The sequence below is a fragment of the Alteromonas sp. PRIM-21 genome (assembly GCF_027563165.1).
In the GTDB taxonomy this organism is placed as follows: Bacteria; Pseudomonadota; Gammaproteobacteria; order Enterobacterales; family Alteromonadaceae; genus Alteromonas; species Alteromonas macleodii_A.
This window is the reverse complement of record NZ_JADOEK010000001.1, coordinates 202,777-224,404: the sequence shown is the minus strand read 5'-3', so window position 1 is coordinate 224,404 and position 21,628 is coordinate 202,777. Positions and strand designations below refer to the sequence as shown.

At 44.6% G+C, this 21,628-nt stretch carries 14 protein-coding genes; 9 read left to right on the top strand and 5 right to left on the bottom strand.

All coding sequences use genetic code 11. The features are described from left to right. Positions 1 to 77: 77 nt before the first annotated feature. Complete coding sequence (locus tag IW644_RS00920; RefSeq protein WP_269916038.1) at positions 78 to 1,292, bottom strand: endonuclease/exonuclease/phosphatase family protein; 1,215 nt, start codon at positions 1,290 to 1,292, stop codon at positions 78 to 80. 423 nt (positions 1,293 to 1,715) lie between these two features. On the opposite strand from IW644_RS00920, the gene IW644_RS00915 reads away from it, so the two are divergent. The 4 genes from IW644_RS00915 to IW644_RS00900 all read left to right on the top strand — a co-directional run bounded on the left by IW644_RS00915 (position 1,716) and on the right by IW644_RS00900 (position 6,609). Continuing rightward, on the top strand, positions 1,716 to 2,705 hold the full coding sequence (locus IW644_RS00915) for an alpha/beta fold hydrolase (protein ID WP_269916037.1): 990 nt from the start codon (positions 1,716 to 1,718) through the stop codon (positions 2,703 to 2,705). Between the two features lie 2 nt (positions 2,706 to 2,707). Further along, positions 2,708 to 3,862: an RNA polymerase sigma factor gene (locus IW644_RS00910; protein WP_269916036.1), complete on the top strand. Its 1,155-nt coding sequence runs from the start codon at positions 2,708 to 2,710 to the stop codon at positions 3,860 to 3,862. Positions 3,863 to 4,249: 387 nt separating this feature from the next. Then, positions 4,250 to 5,293 (top strand): PLP-dependent cysteine synthase family protein, encoded by a 1,044-nt coding sequence (locus IW644_RS00905; RefSeq protein WP_269916035.1) that lies wholly within the window; start codon positions 4,250 to 4,252, stop codon positions 5,291 to 5,293. A gap of 59 nt (positions 5,294 to 5,352) precedes the next feature. Further along, positions 5,353 to 6,609 carry a DUF2891 domain-containing protein gene (locus IW644_RS00900; protein ID WP_269916566.1) on the top strand — a complete coding sequence of 419 codons (1,257 nt, stop codon included), beginning with the start codon at positions 5,353 to 5,355 and terminating at the stop codon, positions 6,607 to 6,609. Between the two features lie 70 nt (positions 6,610 to 6,679). Here the strand turns inward: IW644_RS00900 and IW644_RS00895 are convergent, their stop codons facing one another. The 3 genes from IW644_RS00895 to prfC form a co-directional block, all read right to left on the bottom strand. Continuing rightward, a complete protein-coding gene (locus IW644_RS00895) occupies positions 6,680 to 7,249 on the bottom strand; it encodes an NADPH-dependent FMN reductase (RefSeq protein ID WP_269916034.1) in 570 nt (189 codons plus the stop codon). Between the two features lie 205 nt (positions 7,250 to 7,454). Beyond that, on the bottom strand, positions 7,455 to 9,185 hold the full coding sequence (gene argS, locus IW644_RS00890) for an arginine--tRNA ligase (RefSeq protein WP_269916033.1): 1,731 nt from the start codon (positions 9,183 to 9,185) through the stop codon (positions 7,455 to 7,457). 33 nt (positions 9,186 to 9,218) lie between these two features. Further along, positions 9,219 to 10,808, bottom strand: coding sequence for a peptide chain release factor 3 (prfC, locus tag IW644_RS00885; protein ID WP_269916032.1), 1,590 nt, complete (start codon positions 10,806 to 10,808; stop codon positions 9,219 to 9,221). A gap of 346 nt (positions 10,809 to 11,154) precedes the next feature. Here prfC and IW644_RS00880 point away from each other — a divergent pair, with 346 nt between their 5' ends. From IW644_RS00880 to IW644_RS00860, 5 genes are all read left to right on the top strand, one after another. Further along, positions 11,155 to 12,648 carry a carbon starvation CstA family protein gene (locus IW644_RS00880; RefSeq protein ID WP_269916031.1) on the top strand — a complete coding sequence of 498 codons (1,494 nt, stop codon included), beginning with the start codon at positions 11,155 to 11,157 and terminating at the stop codon, positions 12,646 to 12,648. Positions 12,649 to 12,770: 122 nt separating this feature from the next. After that, on the top strand, positions 12,771 to 14,462 hold the full coding sequence (locus IW644_RS00875; protein WP_269916030.1) for a sensor histidine kinase: 1,692 nt from the start codon (positions 12,771 to 12,773) through the stop codon (positions 14,460 to 14,462). Positions 14,463 to 14,464: 2 nt separating this feature from the next. Beyond that, positions 14,465 to 15,193, top strand: coding sequence for a two-component system response regulator BtsR (btsR, locus tag IW644_RS00870; protein WP_269916029.1), 729 nt, complete (start codon positions 14,465 to 14,467; stop codon positions 15,191 to 15,193). Between the two features lie 528 nt (positions 15,194 to 15,721). Continuing rightward, positions 15,722 to 18,706: a TonB-dependent receptor plug domain-containing protein gene (locus tag IW644_RS00865; protein WP_269916028.1), complete on the top strand. Its 2,985-nt coding sequence runs from the start codon at positions 15,722 to 15,724 to the stop codon at positions 18,704 to 18,706. Between the two features lie 223 nt (positions 18,707 to 18,929). After that, complete coding sequence (locus IW644_RS00860) at positions 18,930 to 20,687, top strand: diguanylate cyclase (protein WP_269916027.1); 1,758 nt, start codon at positions 18,930 to 18,932, stop codon at positions 20,685 to 20,687. Here IW644_RS00860 and IW644_RS00855 read toward each other — a convergent pair. Next, positions 20,682 to 21,617: an alcohol dehydrogenase catalytic domain-containing protein gene (locus IW644_RS00855; protein ID WP_269916026.1), complete on the bottom strand. Its 936-nt coding sequence runs from the start codon at positions 21,615 to 21,617 to the stop codon at positions 20,682 to 20,684. The genes IW644_RS00860 and IW644_RS00855 overlap by 6 nt on opposite strands. Positions 21,618 to 21,628 lie beyond the last annotated feature (11 nt).

Below are 21,628 nucleotides of genomic sequence, written 5' to 3'. Positions count from 1 at the left end.
TACATAAGGCCGCTTGCCGCGGCCATTACTAGTGATATGAAACAATAAGTAAATAATGGGAAATCGATTAATGACCTTTATTTATCTTGTTCTAGCGACAAGCTTACCCAGACTAGCCTGTGATCTGAGCTGGCGGCACGATCTTTAACTAATCGATACAGGTCACTCGTTTTAGCTGGCCAAAAAACGCCTGCATCATGTACATCGAATCCATATCGAGATGGTAGAACATAGTCGGCTCTGGCGCCCCAATAGGCGGTAAAACGATTGCTGAACTTAGCACCTGACGCGCCTGCACCGCCTGCACTTGTTGGGATTGTGTCGTTATTGACGAGCGGGTGTTCAGTAAGCTGTTCTATTACACCTTCTCTATGTTTGTCCCCGATATCGGCAGCATTAAAATCCCCGACTAGCACGAAGCGCGCATTGTTTGCGAGGCTAACTTTTTCCCCCGTGTCATCATAGATATATGCGCCTTTGTCAGGAGAAAGGTAATCTGCCATCAACCTTATTTCATCGAAATTGCGCTTTCCGTTTCTGTCTTCGCTTCCATCAAAATTCGGTGGGGTTGGGTGCATGGCTAACACATGTACAGTCTTACCACCCACATTAATTGGCACGTCCCAGTGAGACTTGGAGCTTAGCCTTAGTGCGGCCCACTCTTCCACATCATACCAAGGCTCGCCATTATCAGTACTTCCACTCTCATCGGGAATAATGGGGACCTGTGGGTGAGGCATGTGATGCCATTTAAACGTCTGGAAAGTACGAATACCCTCAACATCAATTGGGTATTTTGACAGTAGCGCCATACCGTATTGTCCTGGATATAATCCAAACCCATAGGCATCGCCACCAAAACCCTCAGCTTTACCGTTGTTGTCCAGATCAAATTGCGTTGGCTCGCCCGTATTAACTGTCGCCACATAGGTATAAGGGTAATCCACTGGCTTGAGGCCACTCTGTGAAACATTTAGGTAATTCTTAATAAACGCTCCCACCCCTCTACGCTTATCTGCAATGTAGTCAAACTCATTCAGCATCAGAATATCAGGGTTAACACGCTGTATAATTTCAGCAATATTTTTAACTTGAGGGTGCTCGCCCGTAGACAGAACGTGTTGAAGTACTTTATCGCTCGGCTTCATGCCCAAGGCTTTGTAGTTGGTGGCTTCCATACTTACGTTAAATGTAGCAACTTTTAGCATTTGCTCTTCTTTCGAATAAGCCAACGGAGATACACATAACGCGGGTAAAAGAGCTGTGGCAAAGAAAAGCGCCCTAATTTTCATGTTGTTACCTTTTAATAAAGTCGTTTGCTAACGATACCAATATAGAAGAGGATTCTGAACTTTTTTGTTCTGAGGAATAGCTAGGGTCTGTTTAGCGTTAGGTGCAATGAACCTTTCCTAAAGTTACCTTCCTTTCGTCTATTTTTTTACCCTTGTTTTCACAGCCTTGGGTTAGTTTTAATCTCTCAAACTCTCGCGCACGATTATTAAAAAAATAACTACACCATTAAAGTATTTAACCCAATTAAATTCGTGGGGCTCTCTCAGATTCTGCCCCCCTTTTTATTCCCCCCCCATGTATTACAGATACCTTTTACGACTTACCAGCATAAATGTTGTCACACTTTTCTCCTGCCGTGTTTCTTAGTTATATGTCCAGCAAATAATTTGCTGTCCATTTTTATAAACGAGAGGAATACGAATATGAAACGGGTCTTACATGTGAGCAAATGGCTATTACAGGGTCTAAAGAGGACTGCTTTGGTTCAGTCCACTGGATTTTGGCAGATATTTGCTGTGTTTATGCTGATTTTAGGCGTGGTAATACCAACTGCGTTACAAACCAAAACTATGGCCACTCACAGTGATGAGCGTATTACAAATCTAGGCACTGCTATTGTTGAACAACACGCAAATAACACGAATAAAAAAGCGATTATATTTATCCCTGGTTTGATGTCGAACGCGTCGGTTTACGAGGAGATTACAGAACATTTTAATTCGCAGTTTGATGTTCATATTGTTGCGATAAAAGGCTTTGGGAACACGCCTCAAAACGGCGAATTTAATTTCGACACGTTAATAAAGGAGCTTCGCGATTATATTGCAGTCAACAAGCTAAGCAAGCCTCATGTCGTGGGGCATAGCATGGGAGGGTTAATAGCGTTAACCCTAGCTGCAGAGCATGAAGAGATAATTGGGAAAGTGGTATCAATAGATGGCTTGCCGTTTATTGGGCCTGTTTTTACGCGCAGTAACGATACTGAAGTAAGTCAACTTGAGCCGCAAGCCCAAGCACTTAAGGCTATGTTTAGTGCAATGAATCCTGACCAATTGGCAGAGCAAACAAGACGCGGTATTTTTATTCAAGCCACAGGGCCTGACGATCAAGCTCGCATCATCGAAATGGCAAAAAAATCTCACCCGCCGACGGCTGGAAATGCTATGTATGAAGTAATGACAAGAGATCTCAGGCAGCCTCTCAAACACAGCGAAACCCCTATACTTATGTTGGGCGCATCGGGAGGCTTTAGTGACGATGCTCAATACCAGCACGCACAGTATTTATATGAACAACAATTTGTTGATGTAAAGAATGCTAAAGTGGTTATGAACACAGAAGCGCGTCATTTTATTATGTACGACCAACCGATATGGTTGGTGAATCAAATTCGCTCATTTTTGGAGAAATAGGGATGTTGAAAGAGCAGATAGCACACATAGAGAGTGCAGACATTATTTTGGCTCAACAGGGCGATCAGCAAGCTTACGAGCGTATTATTTGTCGTTCACAGAATTTGGTAAGTACCATTGCGCTAGCAATTGTGAAAGATGTGGATGATAGCGAAGAAATAGCTCAGCAAGTGTTCGTCAGAGTATGGCAAAATTTGAAGCAACTGAATAAGCCGGAAAGTTTCTTGCCTTGGCTCAGGCAAACCACGCGATATGCGGCGTTGAACTTCCTTAGAGACAACAGAGTTAACGCCCGTGTAGATTCCGATGAAGCCGATTTACTGTTAGCTCAAATGGCTACTGCCAATGACGTGCAATATGAAAAACTTAGTCAAGAACAACACAAGCGTCTAGTTGCTCAATTTATCGACCGGCTTTCTGAGGAAAGCAGAGAAATAGTACTGCTTTACTATCGTGAAGAGCAATCTAGCAAACAAGTGGCACAATTACTTAACCTCACTGAATCCTCCGTACGAAAAAAGCTTTCTCGTGCGCGGGTTGCTTTGAAAAGTGAGATGCTAAAACACGTAGGTAGTGCTATTTACAGTACAGCCCCCAGTATTGGTTTTAGCGCTGTGGTTCTGGGTTTAATCACCCCAAGCGGGCCTGTTGCCGCTGCTATGGTATCAGGCAACCTAACGTCAGTATCGGCGGGAAGCAAAGCGGGAAGTAGTTTCTGGTTGAAAGCGTTAAGTATTTTAGGCGGGTCACTCATCGGTGCATTTATGGCGGTATTGGCAATCATGTGGTCATCGAAGACGGCGCTGTCAAACTTGCCAAACAAAGACAGTAAACGCATTATGAAACGCTACCGAAACGAACTTATCGCCTGGGTTTTACTTTGGGGGCTGGTTATCACCGCAGCATATGAACTCACTCTTGGTTGGGTGGCGCCGGTGGTGACTTACGCTATATTTGCTTTTGGTTTATTCGTGTTGATGATAAGAAGTATGGCTTTTCTACACGAAAATGCAGAGTTCAATGAAAGTGGTAACACAAAAAAGAAAACCACTGGTGCTATGAAGGTGTTGAATTATGCATGTTTAGTGCTGGGTATTGGCAGTGGCTTTGCGGGGGTTATTTTGGGGCTGATCTCTAGTGGAAGGTTACCGCTTTAGGTTTTGTTGGTTGTGGGAGGGGAGGTTTAGTACTACCCCTGTTGCTCGAATTTTGCGTACATTTTAGTGAGATCGCTGTGTAATAGATTTACCTTCCTTTCGTCTATTTTTTCCCCTTGTCTTCACAACCCTGGGTTAGTTTTAATCTCTCAATCTCTCAAACGCTCAATCTCTCGCGCACGATCAATTTAAAAAATAATTGCACAATTAAAGTGCTGAACGCAATTTAATTGCATAAATCCAGCTACACAGTGAAATAATAGAATCCATTACTCGTATTGTACTGATATTCTTTTTCTGGCGTTTATAGAGTACAGCGCCTTTGAACTCTAACTGCAGCGCATTTTTAAGTAATCGCCAATAGGTTAATAGAAAGAGAGAAGTGTTATGAAAAGCTGGGTTTCAAAAGCGATCAATACCATTAATGCAGATTATCAGCGCTCTGCAGACACCCATTTGATAAAGCTTGAGCAAATAGCATTTCAAGGTATCGACATCTATTTAAAAGATGAAAGCACTCACCCCACGGGTAGTTTAAAACATCGTTTGGCCCGCTCTCTTTTCCTTTATGCCTTGTGTAATGGAAAAATTGTAGAGGGAACGACTGTGGTAGAGGCATCATCAGGCAGTACGGCCGTGTCTGAAGCTTACTTTGCAAAAATGATTGGTGTGCCGTTTGTTGCCGTCATGCCTAAGTCTACCGCCCAGAGTAAAATCGCGCTTATTGAACGCTATGGTGGTCAATGTCATTTTGTTGACTGCCCTACACAAATGCACAGCGAAGCCACTAAGGTAGCGAAAGAAATTAACGGCTACTTTATGGATCAGTTCCTTTACGCTGAGCGCGCTACAGACTGGCGCGGAAATAATAATATTGCTGAAAGTATTTTTGAGCAGATGAAAGCCGAGCCCCACCCTGTGCCACACACAGTGGTTATGAGTGCAGGAACAGGCGGAACGTCAGCAACTATAGGCCGCTACATACGATACAAAGGCCTCTCTTCAAAACTCGTTGTAGTAGACCCAGAATTCAGTGTGTTTTTTGATAGCTTCAAAAATAAGGATCATACACTTACCGCTACCCGCGGAAGCCGCATAGAGGGGATTGGACGCCCTAAAGTGGAAGCCTCTTTTCAGCATGACGTTATAGACGACATGATCGCAGTTCCCGACGCGGCCAGTATTGCTACTATGCATTGGTTAAACAATACCATGGGAATAAAAGCCGGCCCCTCTACCGGAACCAACTTATGGGGCGCGTTAAGTATTGCCAAACGAATGAATCAACAGGGTGAAGCGGGTTCAATAGTTACGCTTATGTGCGACAGCGGGGAGAGGTATGGCGACACCTATTACAACGCACAGTGGGTACTAAACAATATTGGTTGTACAAAAGTGTTTACTGACAAACTAGAAAGTATCGAAAGCTGAATTAAAACTAGGGCAGCTCGGTTTACATTTTAAGCTGCTACTTAAAGTGCTGGCACGCTATACGTCGCGCAGCACTTTATTCAAACCATGGTTCACTATACATTGGCGATAGATTTGTAATTGAAAAAGCTCACGAAGCCATGGTTAAAATAAAGATGAAAATAAAGAACATTATTCGCAGCAGTGTTGCATTAACTGCCATAATCGCTACCCCCAACGCCTTCGCTGCTAGTGCACCGACAGCTGATGCTGTTAGCACCAGCAGTATTAATACAGATGCAAGTTACTCCACTGGTACTTCTAACAACAACTACGAAAGCGTTTTCGCCAATCTTGCACTTCACTGCATTCATCAAGAGTTTCCGAATGTAGTAAAACACATGATGAATAGTGCCGACGACGTTAAAGCGCCTAGTAAACTGTACCCGGCCTTTTATGGTTGTTTAGACTGGCATTCGTCGGTCCATGGCCATTGGCTTTTGGTAAGGATGTTAAATACTGCGCAAGACGCGGTGGATAAAGATGAGATCATTGAAAAGCTCGACACCAGCTTTACTACAGAGAACATTCAAGGTGAACTGGCTAGCCTGAAGCGCGAAAACAATGCATCATTTGAGCGCCCCTATGGCCTTGCTTGGTTTCTACAATTAACCGCGGAACTACGCCAATCATCAATTCCAGAAGCAAAGGAATGGCTGAACACGCTACTACCACTTGAGGAAGAAATTGTGGCAAGAGTAAGTGCGTGGTTACCTAAATTGGCTTACCCTATTCGAACGGGTGAACACAGCCAAACCGCCTTTGCTTTTGGACTAATGTTAGACTGGGCGAAGGTAGCAGATAACAGGGACTTTGAAGCACTGCTTACATCTAGAGTAAAAGAATATTACCAGGCTGATAAGCAATGCCCCCTAGCCTACGAGCCTTCAGGGCAGGATTTTCTATCACCGTGCTTGGCTGAAGCCGACCTAATGCGCCGAGTAATGGCTAAAAAAGACTACAGCCAATGGCTTTCAGCATTCTTTCCAGACCTAACCGCTGAAAAATCAAGTTGGCTTGCGCCTGCGACCGTGACAGACAAAACGGATGGTAAGCTCGCTCACCTAGACGGGCTAAACATCAGCCGTGCGTGGATGATTGAAGGCATTATAAGCGCTTTACCAGACGATGACGCACGCTTACCAGTACTGAAGAAAACGCTAAAAGCACACCGTGAAGCAGGATTAAACGCGGTGTTTGGTGATATGCACTACATGGGAAGCCATTGGCTTGGCAGTTTTGCTAGCTATTTGGAAACTCAGCGTGGCATAAACTAAATTCAAGCTCGGCTGTAATAATTTGCAGCCGAGCTTTCTGTGTATCTATAAGATGTTGTACCAACGACTATTATTTCGCTAGCTTACCAGCCAACTCAGCCGTTTCTTTACCCAAATTTTTAAGCTGCTTAATCGTCTTTTCATCCGTAATTGCGCCATCTTCCATAAGCGTATTTACCTTCGCAATAGCTTTTTGGTTTGGCAGCACCATAGTACCTAGATTTTCAAGTAACATTCTCAGCACCACCAGCACGCGCATGCCACCTAGCCCACCAGCAGACGCAGCCATAATTCCAGCCACCTTACCGCGATATGCCTGCAATGGCTTTTCGCCTTCCCCCATGCGTGATGCCCAGTCGATAGCATTTTTTAGCAGTGCGGGATAGCTAGAGTTGTATTCTGGTGAGGCAACTAGAAAACCATCATGACTCATTAGCAATTCTTTGAACGCCTGTGCTTTTTCAGGCATGCCAAACTCGGCTTCCTCATCTTCATTAAATAATGGCATTTGAAAGTCGGCTAGGTCGATAACGGTAACCTCTGCGCCAGCCTCGCGTGCGCCTTCAGCAGCGATGTTAACAATAGCTTGGTTAAACGAACCTTTGCGGGTACTACCTGCAAATGCAAGGATCTTAGTCATTGGATTTTCCTGTCTTTATTTTGAGTTGTATTTTTGTAGTTTTCGACTTTTGAGTATTCAGCACCTTTTCCGGTTCTAAACAAACGGTAAAAGAAAATGTTTGCACCGATGAACTGTAGCTTTAACCGTTAGCGGTAAGCATAAAAAAAGGCTGACAATCAAAGTCAGCCTTTTCAATATCACTACCTATGTTGTACCGCGAACGCTACATTTTTTCTAGTGTCTCGATGCCAAGTAGGGTTAAACCCTGCTCTAGGGTTTTGGCAACCAAAGCTGACAGTGCTAAACGACTATCACGTACAGTTGGCTCAATCCCATCTTTTAGCATTGGGCAAGCTTCGTAGAACGTCATGAACGCTGAAGCCACATCGTATAGATATGTACACAACACGTGAGGTGTCGCTTCACGAGATACCATGCCAATTACTTCTTCAAACTGCATCAGTAACACGGCTAGCGCATGCTCTTGTTTCTCAACTATATTGATATCTACCGGCATAGTTGCCATATCAACACCCGCTTTTCTGAACAAGCTTTTCACTCGGGTATACGCGTATTGAAGGTAAGGCGCCGTGTTACCTTCAAAACTTAGCATTGAGTCCCAGTTAAACATGTAGTCGGTTGTGCGGTTTTTAGATAGATCAGCGTATTTTACCGCGCCAATACCTACCTTGCGGGCAACTTCTTTAAGCTCATCTTCACTTAAATCGTTATCGCGCTCAGCAATCAACTTACCTGCACGTTCTACGGCTTCATCTAGCAACTCAACCAGTTTAACCGTGCCGCCAGTACGGGTTTTAAATGGCTTACCGTCACTGCCTAGCATCATACCAAATGGACAATGCTCGTAAGTTTGCTCTTCTTTCATGAATCCTGCTTTGCGGCCTACAATTTCAGTTTGCTTGAAGTGCAGGGCTTGGCGAGCATCTGTAAGAATAAGCGTACGGTCGGCATTTAGCTTGCCACTGCGATAGCGCATTGCAGCAAGGTCAGTAGTTGCGTAAAGATAGCCACCACCCGACTTCTGAACAATATAAACAGCTGGGTTACCTTCCTTATCGGCAAGCTCAGGAATAAACACCACCTGCGCGCCTTGGTCTTCAACCGCAATACCTTTTTCTCTAAGGTCGCTTATCACATTAGCTAGGTCGTGGTTGTACGCAGACTCCCCCATAATATCTTTACGGGTAAGGCTTACGTTTAGCTTGTCGTAAACTTCTTCAGAGTGAGCAATAGACACATCAATGAACTTTTCCCACAGCGCCAAACACTGAGCGTCGCCGCCCTGCAGTTTAACTACGTATTCACGGGCACGGTCGGCGAAGCCTTCTTCTTCATCGAAACGTACTTTGGCTTCGCGATAAAAGTCTTCAAGGTCAGAAAGCGCAGTTTCCGCTACTTCCTCTTGAAGCTTGTCTGATAGGTGCGCAAGCAACATGCCGAACTGGGTGCCCCAATCGCCCATGTGGTTTTGACGAATTACGTTGTGACCCAAGAACTCAAGTACTTTAACCACAGCGTCGCCAATAATGGTCGTACGCAGGTGGCCCACGTGCATCTCTTTGGCTAAGTTAGGCGATGAATAGTCTACAACAATGTTCTGTTCTTTTGACTTAGCAATACCCAAGCGCGGATCGGTTAGCGATAGCTCACACTGATTAGACAGCCAATCGTCGTTTAAATGTACGTTAATGAAGCCAGGACCAGCCACTTCTAATTTACTGGCAATATCGTCAAGTTTAACGATCTCAACAATCTTCTCTGCAATATCTCGAGGCTTTTGCTTAAGCTGCTTGGCAAGGGCCATAGCGCCGTTAAACTGGTATTCACCAAACTCAGGGCGTGCACTGCGCGAAACTGGCACTGGCGCATTTTCTACGCCCATTTCTTGTAGCGCTTCAGTGAAACGGTTAACTAATAGTGCATGTATGTTCATAATGTATATTATCTTTAATTAATTTTTTCTAGCTTAATTTTCGCGCGTATTCGTAAACTGAATATCTGGGTAACGCTCTTGCGATAGCTGCAGGTTCACCATTGTTGGCGCGATGTACGTCAGGTTGTCGCCTCCATCAAGGGCAAGGTTCTGCTCACCTTTACGGCGGAACTCGTCTAGTTTCTTCTCATCATCCGAGTAAACCCAACGGGCTGTTGCAACGTTCACGTGCTCGTAAAGTGCATCTACATTGTATTCGGCTTTAAGTCGTGCCACTACCACATCAAACTGAAGCACACCAACCGCGCCTACGATCAAATCGTTGTTTGCAAGGGGTCGAAACACCTGAACTGCACCTTCTTCAGAAAGCTGAATAAGGCCTTTCAGCAATTGTTTTTGCTTGAGTGGATCTTTCAAACGAATACGCTTAAATAGCTCTGGCGCAAAGTTTGGAATGCCAGTAAAACGGTAGTTATCGCCCGAAGTAAAGGTGTCACCAATGCGGATAGTACCGTGGTTGTGCAGGCCAATGATATCGCCAGCATAAGCTTCTTCTAGTAAAGCACGATCACCCGCTAAGAAAGTCAGAGCATCAGAGATACGCACATCTTTGCCTAAGCGGCTGTTGCGCATTTTCATGCCTTTCTCGTACTTGCCAGACACAATACGACAAAACGCGATACGGTCACGGTGTTTCGGGTCCATATTGGCCTGAATCTTAAAGACAAAGCCGCTGAACTTCCCATCGGTGCTTTCGATTGTGCCTTCTTCGGTTTCACGACCAAGTGGCGCAGGCGCCCACTCAACCAATCCGTCAAGCATGTGGTCAACGCCGAAGTTACCCAATGCTGTACCGAAGAATACTGGCGTTAACTGGCCTTCACGGAATAGTTCTTTATCGAATTCGTTAGACGCACCACGAACGAGTTCAAGCTCCTCACGCAAGGTTTCAGCTAGGTCACTTCCTACTGCAGTATCTAACTCAGGATTATCTAACCCTTTAATGATACGCACGTCCTGTATCGTGTGACCCTGGCCGCTTTGATACAAAATAGTCTCGTCGCGGTGAAGGTGATATACACCTTTAAAGCTCTTTCCACAGCCAATTGGCCAAGTGATTGGCGCGCACAGGATATCAAGCTCGGTTTCTACTTCATCCAGAAGTTCCATAGGATCGCGAATATCACGGTCTAGCTTGTTCATGAAAGTCACAATTGGCGTATCGCGCAAACGGGTAACTTCCATTAGCTTACGGGTTCTGTCTTCTACACCTTTAGCCGCGTCGATTACCATAAGGCACGAATCAACCGCCGTTAGTGTACGATAGGTATCTTCAGAGAAATCTTCGTGTCCCGGCGTATCTAACAGGTTTACCAAGTGGTCGCTGTAAGGAAACTGCATGACTGAGGTCGTTACCGAGATGCCACGTTCTTTTTCCATTTCCATCCAGTCAGACTTAGCGTGCTGCCCCGATTTTTTCCCCTTTACAGTCCCCGCCGTTTGCAGGGCGCGCCCGAACAACAGTACTTTTTCAGTAATGGTGGTTTTACCCGCATCCGGGTGCGATATGATTGCGAACGTACGTCGCTTTTTAATCTCTTCTAGAAGCTTTTTATCTGACATCAATACTTATCTTCGTTATCTATTATCCCTGTAAACCAATTATTTACAGGCGCGTTTTATAACGGATAAGCAATGCTTTTCCGCGCAAATTGAGTATTGCGGTAAAACGCTTGATACGGCTTGGTAATTATTTGCGCGGATTTTAGCATTTTACTGCACGTAACAGTAGAGCGAAATTACATACTCCCTACCGCTTAATTTGCTATGCGACCGCTCACTGCTTTTTTTCATGCATACACATTTTCATATCGTTAACCTATTTCAAACATTGTTGTACACAGCGTTTACAACATGAGCAACAGACCCTTTTTATAAACCCTATTTATAAAAATAAGGACAATGCCCTGTGATATTGTTTTTGATTTGTGTAGCCGCCCTTATTGCTGGCTACTTTATATATGGCACCTTTGTCGAAAAGGTATTTGGTGTTACGCCAGCACGCCCCACTCCTGCCCACAGCCAAAAAGACGGTGTAGATTTTGTTCCTATGTCTACGCCAAAGGTGTATCTCGTACAGCTACTCAACATTGCTGGCGTAGGCCCTATTTTTGGCCCTATCATGGGAGCGCTATATGGCCCAGCAGCTATGCTTTGGATTGTATTAGGCTGCATTTTTGCCGGTGCCGTGCACGATTATTTTTCGGGTATGCTGTCAGTTCGTAATAATGGTGAATCTGTGCCTAGTTTGTCTGGCCGTTACTTGGGTCGAGGCGCTAAACACTTTATGAACCTGTTCGCTATTGTGCTACTTCTGCTGGTGGGTGTGGTTTTTGTCTCAGCGCCTGCGGGTATGATTACCAATTTAGTCAATGACCAGACATCATTGCAGGTTGAAGTTGGCACCATGGTAGCTATTATTTTCGCCTATTACATACTGGCAACCATAGTTCCAGTAGATAAAATTATTGGCCGCTTCTATCCGTTTTTCGGTGCACTTCTTATCTTCATGTCAGTAGGTTTATTAGCCGCAGCCAGCTATTCTGACCAGCACTCTATTTTAAGTCAGTTTTCAGCAAGCGATATGCTGACTAACCTTAACCCTAACGATATGCCGCTATGGCCTGCGCTCTTCATTACTATTGCTTGTGGCGCTATATCTGGGTTTCATGCAACCCAATCACCACTAATGGCCCGTTGCATGGAAAACGAGAAAAACGGACGCTTCGTGTTTTTTGGTGCAATGATAGGCGAAGGCGTGATTGCCCTTATCTGGTGTGCGATTGCCCTTTCATACTTCGACAATTTAGAAGCGCTGTCTGCAGCCATTACTGACGGTGGCCCTGGAAACGTTGTTTACGCTTCATCATTCGGTCTCTTGGGTGTTGTGGGTGGCGTACTCGCGTTTCTTGGTGTGGTGATTCTGCCTATCACGTCTGGCGACACCGCCTTTCGTTCAAGCCGCCTAATTATGGCTGAGTACTTTAAAGTCGAACAAAAAGGTATACGTAACCGGTTATTTATGGCTGCCCCTTTATTTGTTCTGGGCGGCATCCTCACCCAAGTCGATTTCGGTGTTATCTGGCGCTACTTCGGGTTTGCCAATCAGACAACCGCCGTCATGATGTTGTGGACTGCGTCTGCGTACTTACTTAGGCACAATAAATTGCATTGGATCACTACGGTGCCGGCTATGTTTATGACTGCCGTTTGTGTAACTTTTATTTTAAATAACGACACCTTGGGTTTCGGTATGGCGATGAATATATCAACAATCATTGGGCTTGTTGCATCTTTGATTACCACAGTGTATGTCATTCGAATTTCTAAAGGGAAAGGCGAAGCCCCACTCGAACCTATATCTGTAAGTGCTGAAAAGCCCACTCAACCAGTGGACGCGTGACTGAGTAATCGAAATACAGACAGTATGATGAGCCGCCCTTTAGATGGGGCGGCTATTTATTTTGTACGTTTTAAATGAGTTATAATGAGGCTCACCTTTAACTGGCGGTAATATTGGCAAGCATGGAACTCATACTCTCACTACTTCAACAAATGTGTGTGTATCTTGTACTCGCGTACATGCTCAGTAAAACACCGTTATTCCTCCCTATTCTCAGTATTTCCTCCCACCGCAAGCACCGCTATCTGGTGTACTTAGTTTTTTCTTCATTTTGTGTGTTGGGTACCTATTTTGGCCTGCAAATAGACGATGCTATAGCTAACACTAGGGCCATTGGCGCCGTCATAGGAGGGTTGCTAGGCGGGCCAATAGTTGGGTTTGCCGTAGGGTTAACCGGCGGCCTACATCGTTATTCATTGGGAGGTTTTACTGATGTGGCCTGCGCTATCTCCACCACATTGGAAGGTTTGATTGGTGGCCTGGTGCACGTTTACTACGTTAAAAAGAATAAGAGCTTGGATCTGTTTAATCCATGGAAAGTGGGCGCTGTTACCTTTGTAGCAGAGCTATTTCAAATGGCTATTCTACTTACTGTTGCAGAACCTTTTGAAAAGTCTTACGCACTGGTTAGTGCTATTGCCGCACCTATGATAATTGCAAATACTGTGGGGGCCGCACTTTTTATCAGTATCTTATCTGACAAGAAAACAATATTTGAAAAGTACTCAGCTACTTTTTCACGTAGGGCACTGTCCATAGCTGACCGCTCGGTGGGCATACTTACGTCTGGATTTACTCCGGTAAACGCAGAAAAAGTTGCACGCATTGTGTATGAAGAAACCAATGTGGGCGCCGTAGCAATTACCGATAAAGAAAAGATTTTAGCGTTTATAGGAACGGGAGCGGATCATCACCTGCCAAATACGCCCATCTCATCAGCAAGTACCATGGAGTCTTTAAACAATAATAAGATAGTGCATTTAGACGGCGCTGAACTTCCTTATCAATGCACCCTAGACAAAAACTGTCCGCTGGGCTCCGTGTTAATTATACCGCTTCACTCCGGTTCAGAAGTTGTGGGTACCATCAAGCTTTATGAACCCAAACGAAAGTTTATGTCGACGGTTACACTATCTATGGCAGAAGGCATCGCTCAATTACTGTCTAGTCAGATAGTTTACGGCGAATATCAACAACAAAAAGATTTACTCTCACAATCAGAGATAAAGCTGTTACATGCACAGGTAAACCCGCATTTTCTTTTTAACGCGCTCAATACCATTAGCGCTATTATCCGCCGCGACCCCAAAAAGGCCAGAGAGCTCGTGCTAAGCTTGTCGCGCTTTTTTAGAATAAATCTCAAGCAAAATACAGCAATTGTTACCCTCAAAGAAGAAATTGATCACGTTAATGCTTATTTGGCGATTGAAAAAGCGCGTTTTGCGGAGCGCCTACAGATCACGGTAAAATACGACGAAGCGGCAATGTCAGCACTTTTACCTAGTTTTACGCTACAGCCATTAGTTGAAAATGCGGTCAAGCACGGCATCGCTCAGTGCATAGAGGGGGGGCATCTATCTTTAAATGTACGCTGTACGGCGGATGACCATATTCACATTCTTGTAGAAGATAATGCTGGCTTGTATAAATCCAAGAAAAAGCAAGACGCGGGTTTAGGAATGGATATTGTAGATAAACGGCTTATTCATCAGTTTGGCCAACAAGCAGGTCTGGTAATCGAGTGTCGGGCTAACCACTTCACCCGGATGTCTTTCTCTATCCCACATACTCACCATCATTCTCATCAGGGCTAACAATGACCAAGAACTCAGCATTCCGGGCACTTGTTATTGACGATGAACCCCTCGCCAGGGATGAGCTTCGTCAGTTGCTAAACGAAACCAATGAGGTTCAAGTTCTAGCCGAGGCTGCAAACGCAATAGAAGGGTTGGCATTAATAAAACAATACAATCCAGATGTTATTTTTCTGGATATAGAAATGCCCCAACTCTCGGGGCTAGATATGTTAGCTATGCTTGACGTAGACACCATGCCTTATGTTGTATTGGTTACGGCATTTGAACAATATGCCCTTCAGGCATTTGAAGATAATGCGTTTGATTACCTACTAAAACCAGTAGAACCAGAGCGGCTCAGTAAAACACTTACAAGGCTTAAAAAGAGAAGCTTCCCCCAGACTGGTATCGACACAATCGCCTCACCTACGTTGATGCATATTCCCTGTTTGGGCCATCAGCGCATTTTGCTATTACCTGAATCAGATATTCATTTTGCCTATAGCGATGTGGCGGGCGTACATGTAAGAACTTTAGAGAAACAAGCAGACACGCAACTCACATTAAAAACCTTAGAAGAGAGAACCGCGCTCGTTCGATGTCACCGGCAATACTTAGTGAGGTTATCATGTGTTGGGGAAATTAAACTCTTGGATAATGGCCTTGCTACGCTTCTAATGGCGACAGGAGATTCGATACCCGTTAGCCGTCGATACCTTAAAAAGCTGAAATCGTTGTTAGAACTATAATATCTGTAAACAGCGCTCCCAAAAGTTAGTTAAGCTATTACCAGATGCTTTAAAACCATGAAACTACAATTGCCGGGTCAATGGGTCTGACTTTTCCTCCCAAAGCAACACCCAAAACGAATTTTTGAACATTCCGATTTCTGACGCAATTTGTCTTAATTTATTCGCCATCATCTCTAAATTTGCGCTTAATTTATCTTTGACGCTGGTACGCAAAACAGTGAAAAAAATTAAACTAAAGTATAAAGAATCAGATTTCTACTGCTCTTTTCTGACTGCCCAATCCGATTATCTGTCTGGATATCTTAGACTTATCCCAATCACATTGCTGTACAAAAAGGCGCAAAATATTACTGAAAGTTAAACTTTTTATAAAATAACAATAAATATTTATTAAAAAGAGCCGCTTCTTAGATTTTACGAATATATGCTATTGATAATATTCAAAAGTTGTGCAATACATAATAAGTGTCTAAAAAACACACTAAAAATAATTAAAGCAAAAAATTAAAGTCTAGGGAGACTACAATGTTTAAAAACCACAAACTGGCAAAGTCGGTGAGACTTGCCTGCGCCTTTGGCGCTGCCGCATCGTTGGCATTTTCTGGTAGTGTCTACGCCCAAGAAGAAGTTGAGTCAGAGGAAGAACCGGTCGAGAAAATCGAAGTCACTGGTTCACGTTTACTTTCAAACCCCAATGTTGCAGCAGCCACACCTGTACTAAGTGTATCAGGCGCTGAAGCAGCCGCACGCGGTAACTTACGTGTAGAAGATTTCGTTAACGTACTTCCACAAGTATTCGCGGGACAAGCGTCAGAAGTTTCCAACGGTTCAACGGGTACTGCAACACTAAACCTCCGTGGTTTAGGTGCGAACAGAACTTTGGTATTGATTGACGGCAAGCGCCTCCCATATGGTTCTTCGGGAACCAGCGCAGCTAACGTCGACCTAGTTCCAACGCAAATGTTAGAACGTGTAGACATCCTAACAGGTGGTGCATCAGCGGTATACGGCTCTGATGCTGTTGGTGGTGTTGCAAACTTTATTCTTCGCGACGATTTTGAAGGCGTTGAATTTGGTGGTCAGTTCAGCACAAACTATGCTGACAACGATAACGGTTTGTATGAAGGTGTGCTAAACGCAGCCGAGCAGCCTGTTCCAGGTTCAACTATGGACGGCGACGAAACCTTAATCTACGCCATGTTCGGATCATCATCTTCTGATGGTAAAGGCAATGTAACGGTTTATGCTTCGTATGAAGACCGTCAGGAAATCGTTCAGTCTGATAGAATTTTCTCAGCATGTACATTAGGTCAAAGTAATGGTGCATCAAGCTTTGAAGGGTTTGGTTGTGTAGGTTCAGCTAACTTCCGTCTGTTTGGTGGTCCAGGTGGTTTTGCATTCCAAGAGGAAGACGGAAATCTCATTTCTTACGCTGGTGGCCCAAGCCAAACCTATAACTTTGGTGCAACTAACTTCTTCCAACGTCCTTCTGAGCGTTATCATTTGTACGCTAAAGGCGACTATGAAATCAGCGACAATCTAGAAGCGTATCTTGACTTTGGTTTTATCAACAACACCAGTGACGCACAAATTGCTCCAAGTGCTTCGTTTGGTATCGGTGCGTACGACATCAACTGTGGAAACCCACTAATCCAAGGTAACAGCGGTTTAGCGTTCACTGACATTTTTGGTTGTTCGGCTGATGATATTGCGAACGATGTAATTGTTAGCGGGATCACAGCATCTCACCGTAACGTTGAAGGTGGCTCGCGTAACTCTCGTCTTGAGAACAGCGCATGGAGAGTCGTTGGTGGCCTGAATGGTTTCATCGATGATACGTGGGCTTGGAACATATTTGGACAAATTTCAGAAACTCGGGATCAGAGTTCAGCAACTAACGATTTCGTCGTTGCTAACCTACAGCAAGCGTTATTAGCAACCACTGACGAAGATGGTAATGTTGTATGTATTGACCAGTCTGGTGGCTGTGTTCCTTATAACATCTTCCAACGCCCTGGTGGTGAAAGCTCAGTAACGCAAGATCAATTAGATTTCATTCAAGGTATTGGTATTGTAAACGGGGAAACTTCACAAAAAGTATTCGGCGCGGATATCCAAGCTAACTTAGGTGACTACGGCATTAAGCTTCCTACGGCAGATGACGGTATCGGCATCTTATTCGGTATTGAATACCGTAAAGACGAACTAGCGTCATCACCTGATGAAATTAGCCAAGTTCAAGGCGGTGGTTTTACTGGTGTTGGTGGTGCAACGCTTGCAGTAGCAGGTAAAATTGAAGTTCGTGAATTTTTCACCGAGGTTCAAATACCTCTTATTTCTGGCGCAGAGTTAGCTGAAGAGTTAGTGTTTAGCGCACAGTATCGTTTTTCTGACTACGACACAGCAGGTAACGGCACGTCTAACAGTTTTGACACTAATGCCTACGGCTATCAGTTATCATGGACGCCAGTTGAAGACGTGAAACTTCGTGCGCAATATCAGCGCGCGGTTCGTGCTCCAAACGTAATTGACCTGTACACTGGTCAAAATACAGGACTACCTAACCTAAGCCCAGCGGGTACCGATGCTAGCGGCGAACAGTTGTATGATCCGTGCGCAGGAGCCAACCCAATTGCTTCACTTGAAACTTGTGCACGCACTGGTGTAACTGCAGACCAATACGGCAATATCCTTGACGTAATCTCGGGTCAAACACAGTCTCTAACAGGTGGTAACCCGAACCTAGATCCAGAGACTGCAGATACCGTCACGTTCGGTGTTGTTATTACTCCAGCAAGTATCGAAGGCCTGTCAGTTAGCGTAGATTACTTCGATATCGAAGTAGACGATGCAATTGCTTCTGGTATCCCAGCACAAACGATCTTCGACAACTGTCTAGATAGTGGTGACCCTACATTCTGTAGCCTTATCACACGTTCTTCAGCAGGCTCTCTTGCTGCTGGTACGTTTGGCGTGGGCTTCCAACAAACTAACCTTAATATTGCATCACTTGCAACATCTGGTGTTGACTTACAAATAAACTACAGCCTACAAACAGAGATGGGTGACGTACGTTTCGACTATGCATCAACGATACTAGACGAAAACAGCACTGTACCATTCCCAGGTGGAGATCCTGTTGAGTGTGCTGGTTTCTTTGGTAACGCATGTGACGCCCCTAGTCCAGAGTATCGTCATAGATTTATGGCAACGTGGAATACCAACCTAGACGTTGATATTACTGCAACTTGGAGATACTTCGGCTCTACACAGAACGATGATGAGGGTGATACCCTTGAAACTGGCTTTAGAGCTATAAGCTACTTAGACCTTTCTGGTACTTACTACGTCAGCGATAACATAGAACTAACTATGGGTGTTCTTAACCTTCTTGGCGAGCAGCCTCCAGTTTATTCTGGTGCCGGCCCAGCTCTTGGTAACGGTAACACGTATCCAACAGTTTACGACACTAGCACGAACTGGTTTGCTTCGTTTAGAGGTAAATTTTAAATCCAAATCTCCCTTTGGACCTAAGCAAAAAGCCGTTTACGTAGCGTAAGCGGCTTTTTTTTTGGAGCACACCCAATTTCAGTAACAAATGAAGTGTGACGGGTTTCAACACTAAAATTAAAAATTTTGATAACTATACTTATGTTTTATTTGTTGCACGCTAAAATCTAAAAACAATGTGCTATATTGATTTATATATAAAAACATAAAACAAGGATGGTGAATGCTGCGATTATTGCTCGCATGGCTTGTGATAGCATGCTGTTGCCAAACGGCCAACGCAGCTAATTTCAATAACCCACAATCTATGCTTTCTTTAGATAGCGATGTGGTTTTTGCGGTAAGTGACTCAGCTAGCATTAGGGGCGATGAAGAGTGGTTTTATAGCGCTGATGTTATTGATAGATCGCCTTCACAGTATTTGCATTTCAAAGTTCGTGTTTCTAACCAGTTAGATACACAAGTTCCCGTTTGGTTTTCAATAAGCTTCCCTGCTGTAAAAACCTTGGCTGTTACAGACGGCCATAATAGCTGGCAAACTGGCGACGATACGCCTTATCACACGCGTGCGGTGAATACGCCCAATTATCATTTCCCTTCTGTGTTGCCAGCTTCATCTTATACGGAATTTAGCGGCACCATGTCTGGCGAGATACTGAGGTACAGTTTCTCTGTGGCTACGCCTGAGTATTACAGTAACCTGTATATGAAAACCTTGCAGCGGGATATGGCATTTTTCGGCGCAATGGGGCTGCTTACTCTACTTTGTGCATTAGGCTATATTGCCAGCCGTAACTTAGTTTTTTTGAGCTTTGCATCATTTATTTTTGCGACAACATTTTGGTTTTTCCGCGTGTTCGGTTACGCATTTGAACTACTGTGGCCAAATACACCAAACTTGAATGACATTAGCTATGCCATCAGTATTTATTCGGTATTGATTACTTCCTTTTGGGTATTGTTTCAAACGCTTGCCAGAGACAACCATGAAGTGTACGGGGCAAAGACGGTTAAACGTTTTTGTGTAGTGTTGCCCTTTATGGGTATTTTACTTTGGCAAACGGTAGGGTTAGATATTGCCTTAAAGCTTCCTGTTGTCCTCTTTTTCCCTTACATACTGATAGCGGGTATTGTTATCGTCGTAGAGCACAAGCGCGGCTCTGATAGAGCTAAGTGGCTTGCCGCGGCAATGTTTCCTGTAACCTTCAGTACGCTAATTTTGACCGTCATTGCTCTTTTTGAGGTTGACCTTTACCTAGAGCCCGTTGCCACTTTCATGTCTGGGCTAGTTATGACATGCCTATTTATGGTTGCACTTACTGCCAGCTATATGGTGAAAGTTGTTCAAAGAGAAAGAGACGCACAGAAAGAAGCTGCAAAGTTAAAAAGTGAACAGGCCTCTAAATTAGAAGCGCTGGTAAAGGAACGTACCCTTGCACTCGAACAAACGAATAGCACCCTAGCAGAACTGGCTTCCAAAGATAGTTTAACGGAATTGCCCAATCGCCGTACGCTGGATATGTTCGTGGACAATACGTTTGATAAAACCTTGCACGATCATGACGCGCTAGCCATTGCGCTAATCGACTTAGATCACTTCAAAAGTATCAACGATACATTTGGGCACGATGTAGGTGACGAAGTATTAAAGGGCATTGCTAACATTCTTGCGCCGCTTAATGATGAGGGACAAGTAGCAGCGCGCTATGGTGGAGAAGAGTTTGCCATTGCAAAGCGCATTACAAAGCCTAATGATAGCCAGTCTAGCGAAGCCGAGGAATTTGCAAAGCAATTGGACGCCCTTCACTGTGCTATAAACCAATTAACCATCGCATCGATTGATGATAGGAAGTTGGGAGCATGTATAGGTTGGACGTTATGTAAAGGCTCCGACGATATTGTCGAAGCCTTTAGGCGAGCTGATAAAGCCCTCTACGTTGCCAAAGATAAAGGAAGAAACCTAATCGTTCCGGCTTTATGACACCGTAACCACCGCTTTTCGCTTATCTTCTTTTGAAAATTGCAGGGCCTTGTTCAAATTATCAAATTCAAAAAGGTTGGGGATCTCAACCACCAAAGATTGCGCAGCAACTTGTTCAAGTAGAGCCTCACCATCTTTCACCAAGCGCTGCCACTGTGGCAAATCGCCATAATCATGCAGCGCACCAAGGGCTATTTCATGATAAGAAATAGTGCGCGTAAAAGGCGCATCAATAGGCTCTTCGATACGACCTAAAATACTTACAACATGGCCGTTAGCTTCAAGAAGCGGCACCAGGGATGCTGCATAGTCTGGGCCATTTGCGTCGAAAAGCGCATAAAAGGTTTGCCCTTCAGGCTTATTGCGATTAATGGTTGTTACTCCCATATCAGCAGCTTGCTCTTGAGTAAAGCTACCTGAGATTACGTGCACGCTAAAACCTGCTTGTGAAAGCATTTGTGCTAGTAGTTTGTTTACTGCTCCCATACCGCTAACTAGAACGTCAGCGCCCTTTCTTACCGGTACTTTGCTGAAAGCTTGCCAAGCAGTAAGCATTGGGCATGGCAACGCGGCAGCTAGCGCAAAATCCACACTTTCTGGCACTAGCATTACGCGACTTGCGTACACTTCACTATGGTCGGCAAAGCTTCCGTGTTCACCCAGGCTATGATGGTATGCCACTCGCCTACCCAATAGGCTGTTATCCACGCCCTCACCTACAGCGACAACAACACCTGCACCGTCCACACCGGGAATATGCCCTTTTTCCCAGTCGCGCGGGTTATCATCGATAAACTTCCAGTCAACTGGGTTAATGCCAATAGCATAGTTGCGCACGACAATACGCCCTGCCTTCGGCTCAGAAAACTCGCGTACCTGCTTTACCAGTGATGCGCCAGCCTGTTCAAATTGCCAAACGTTAGCTTGCATAAAAGCTCCTT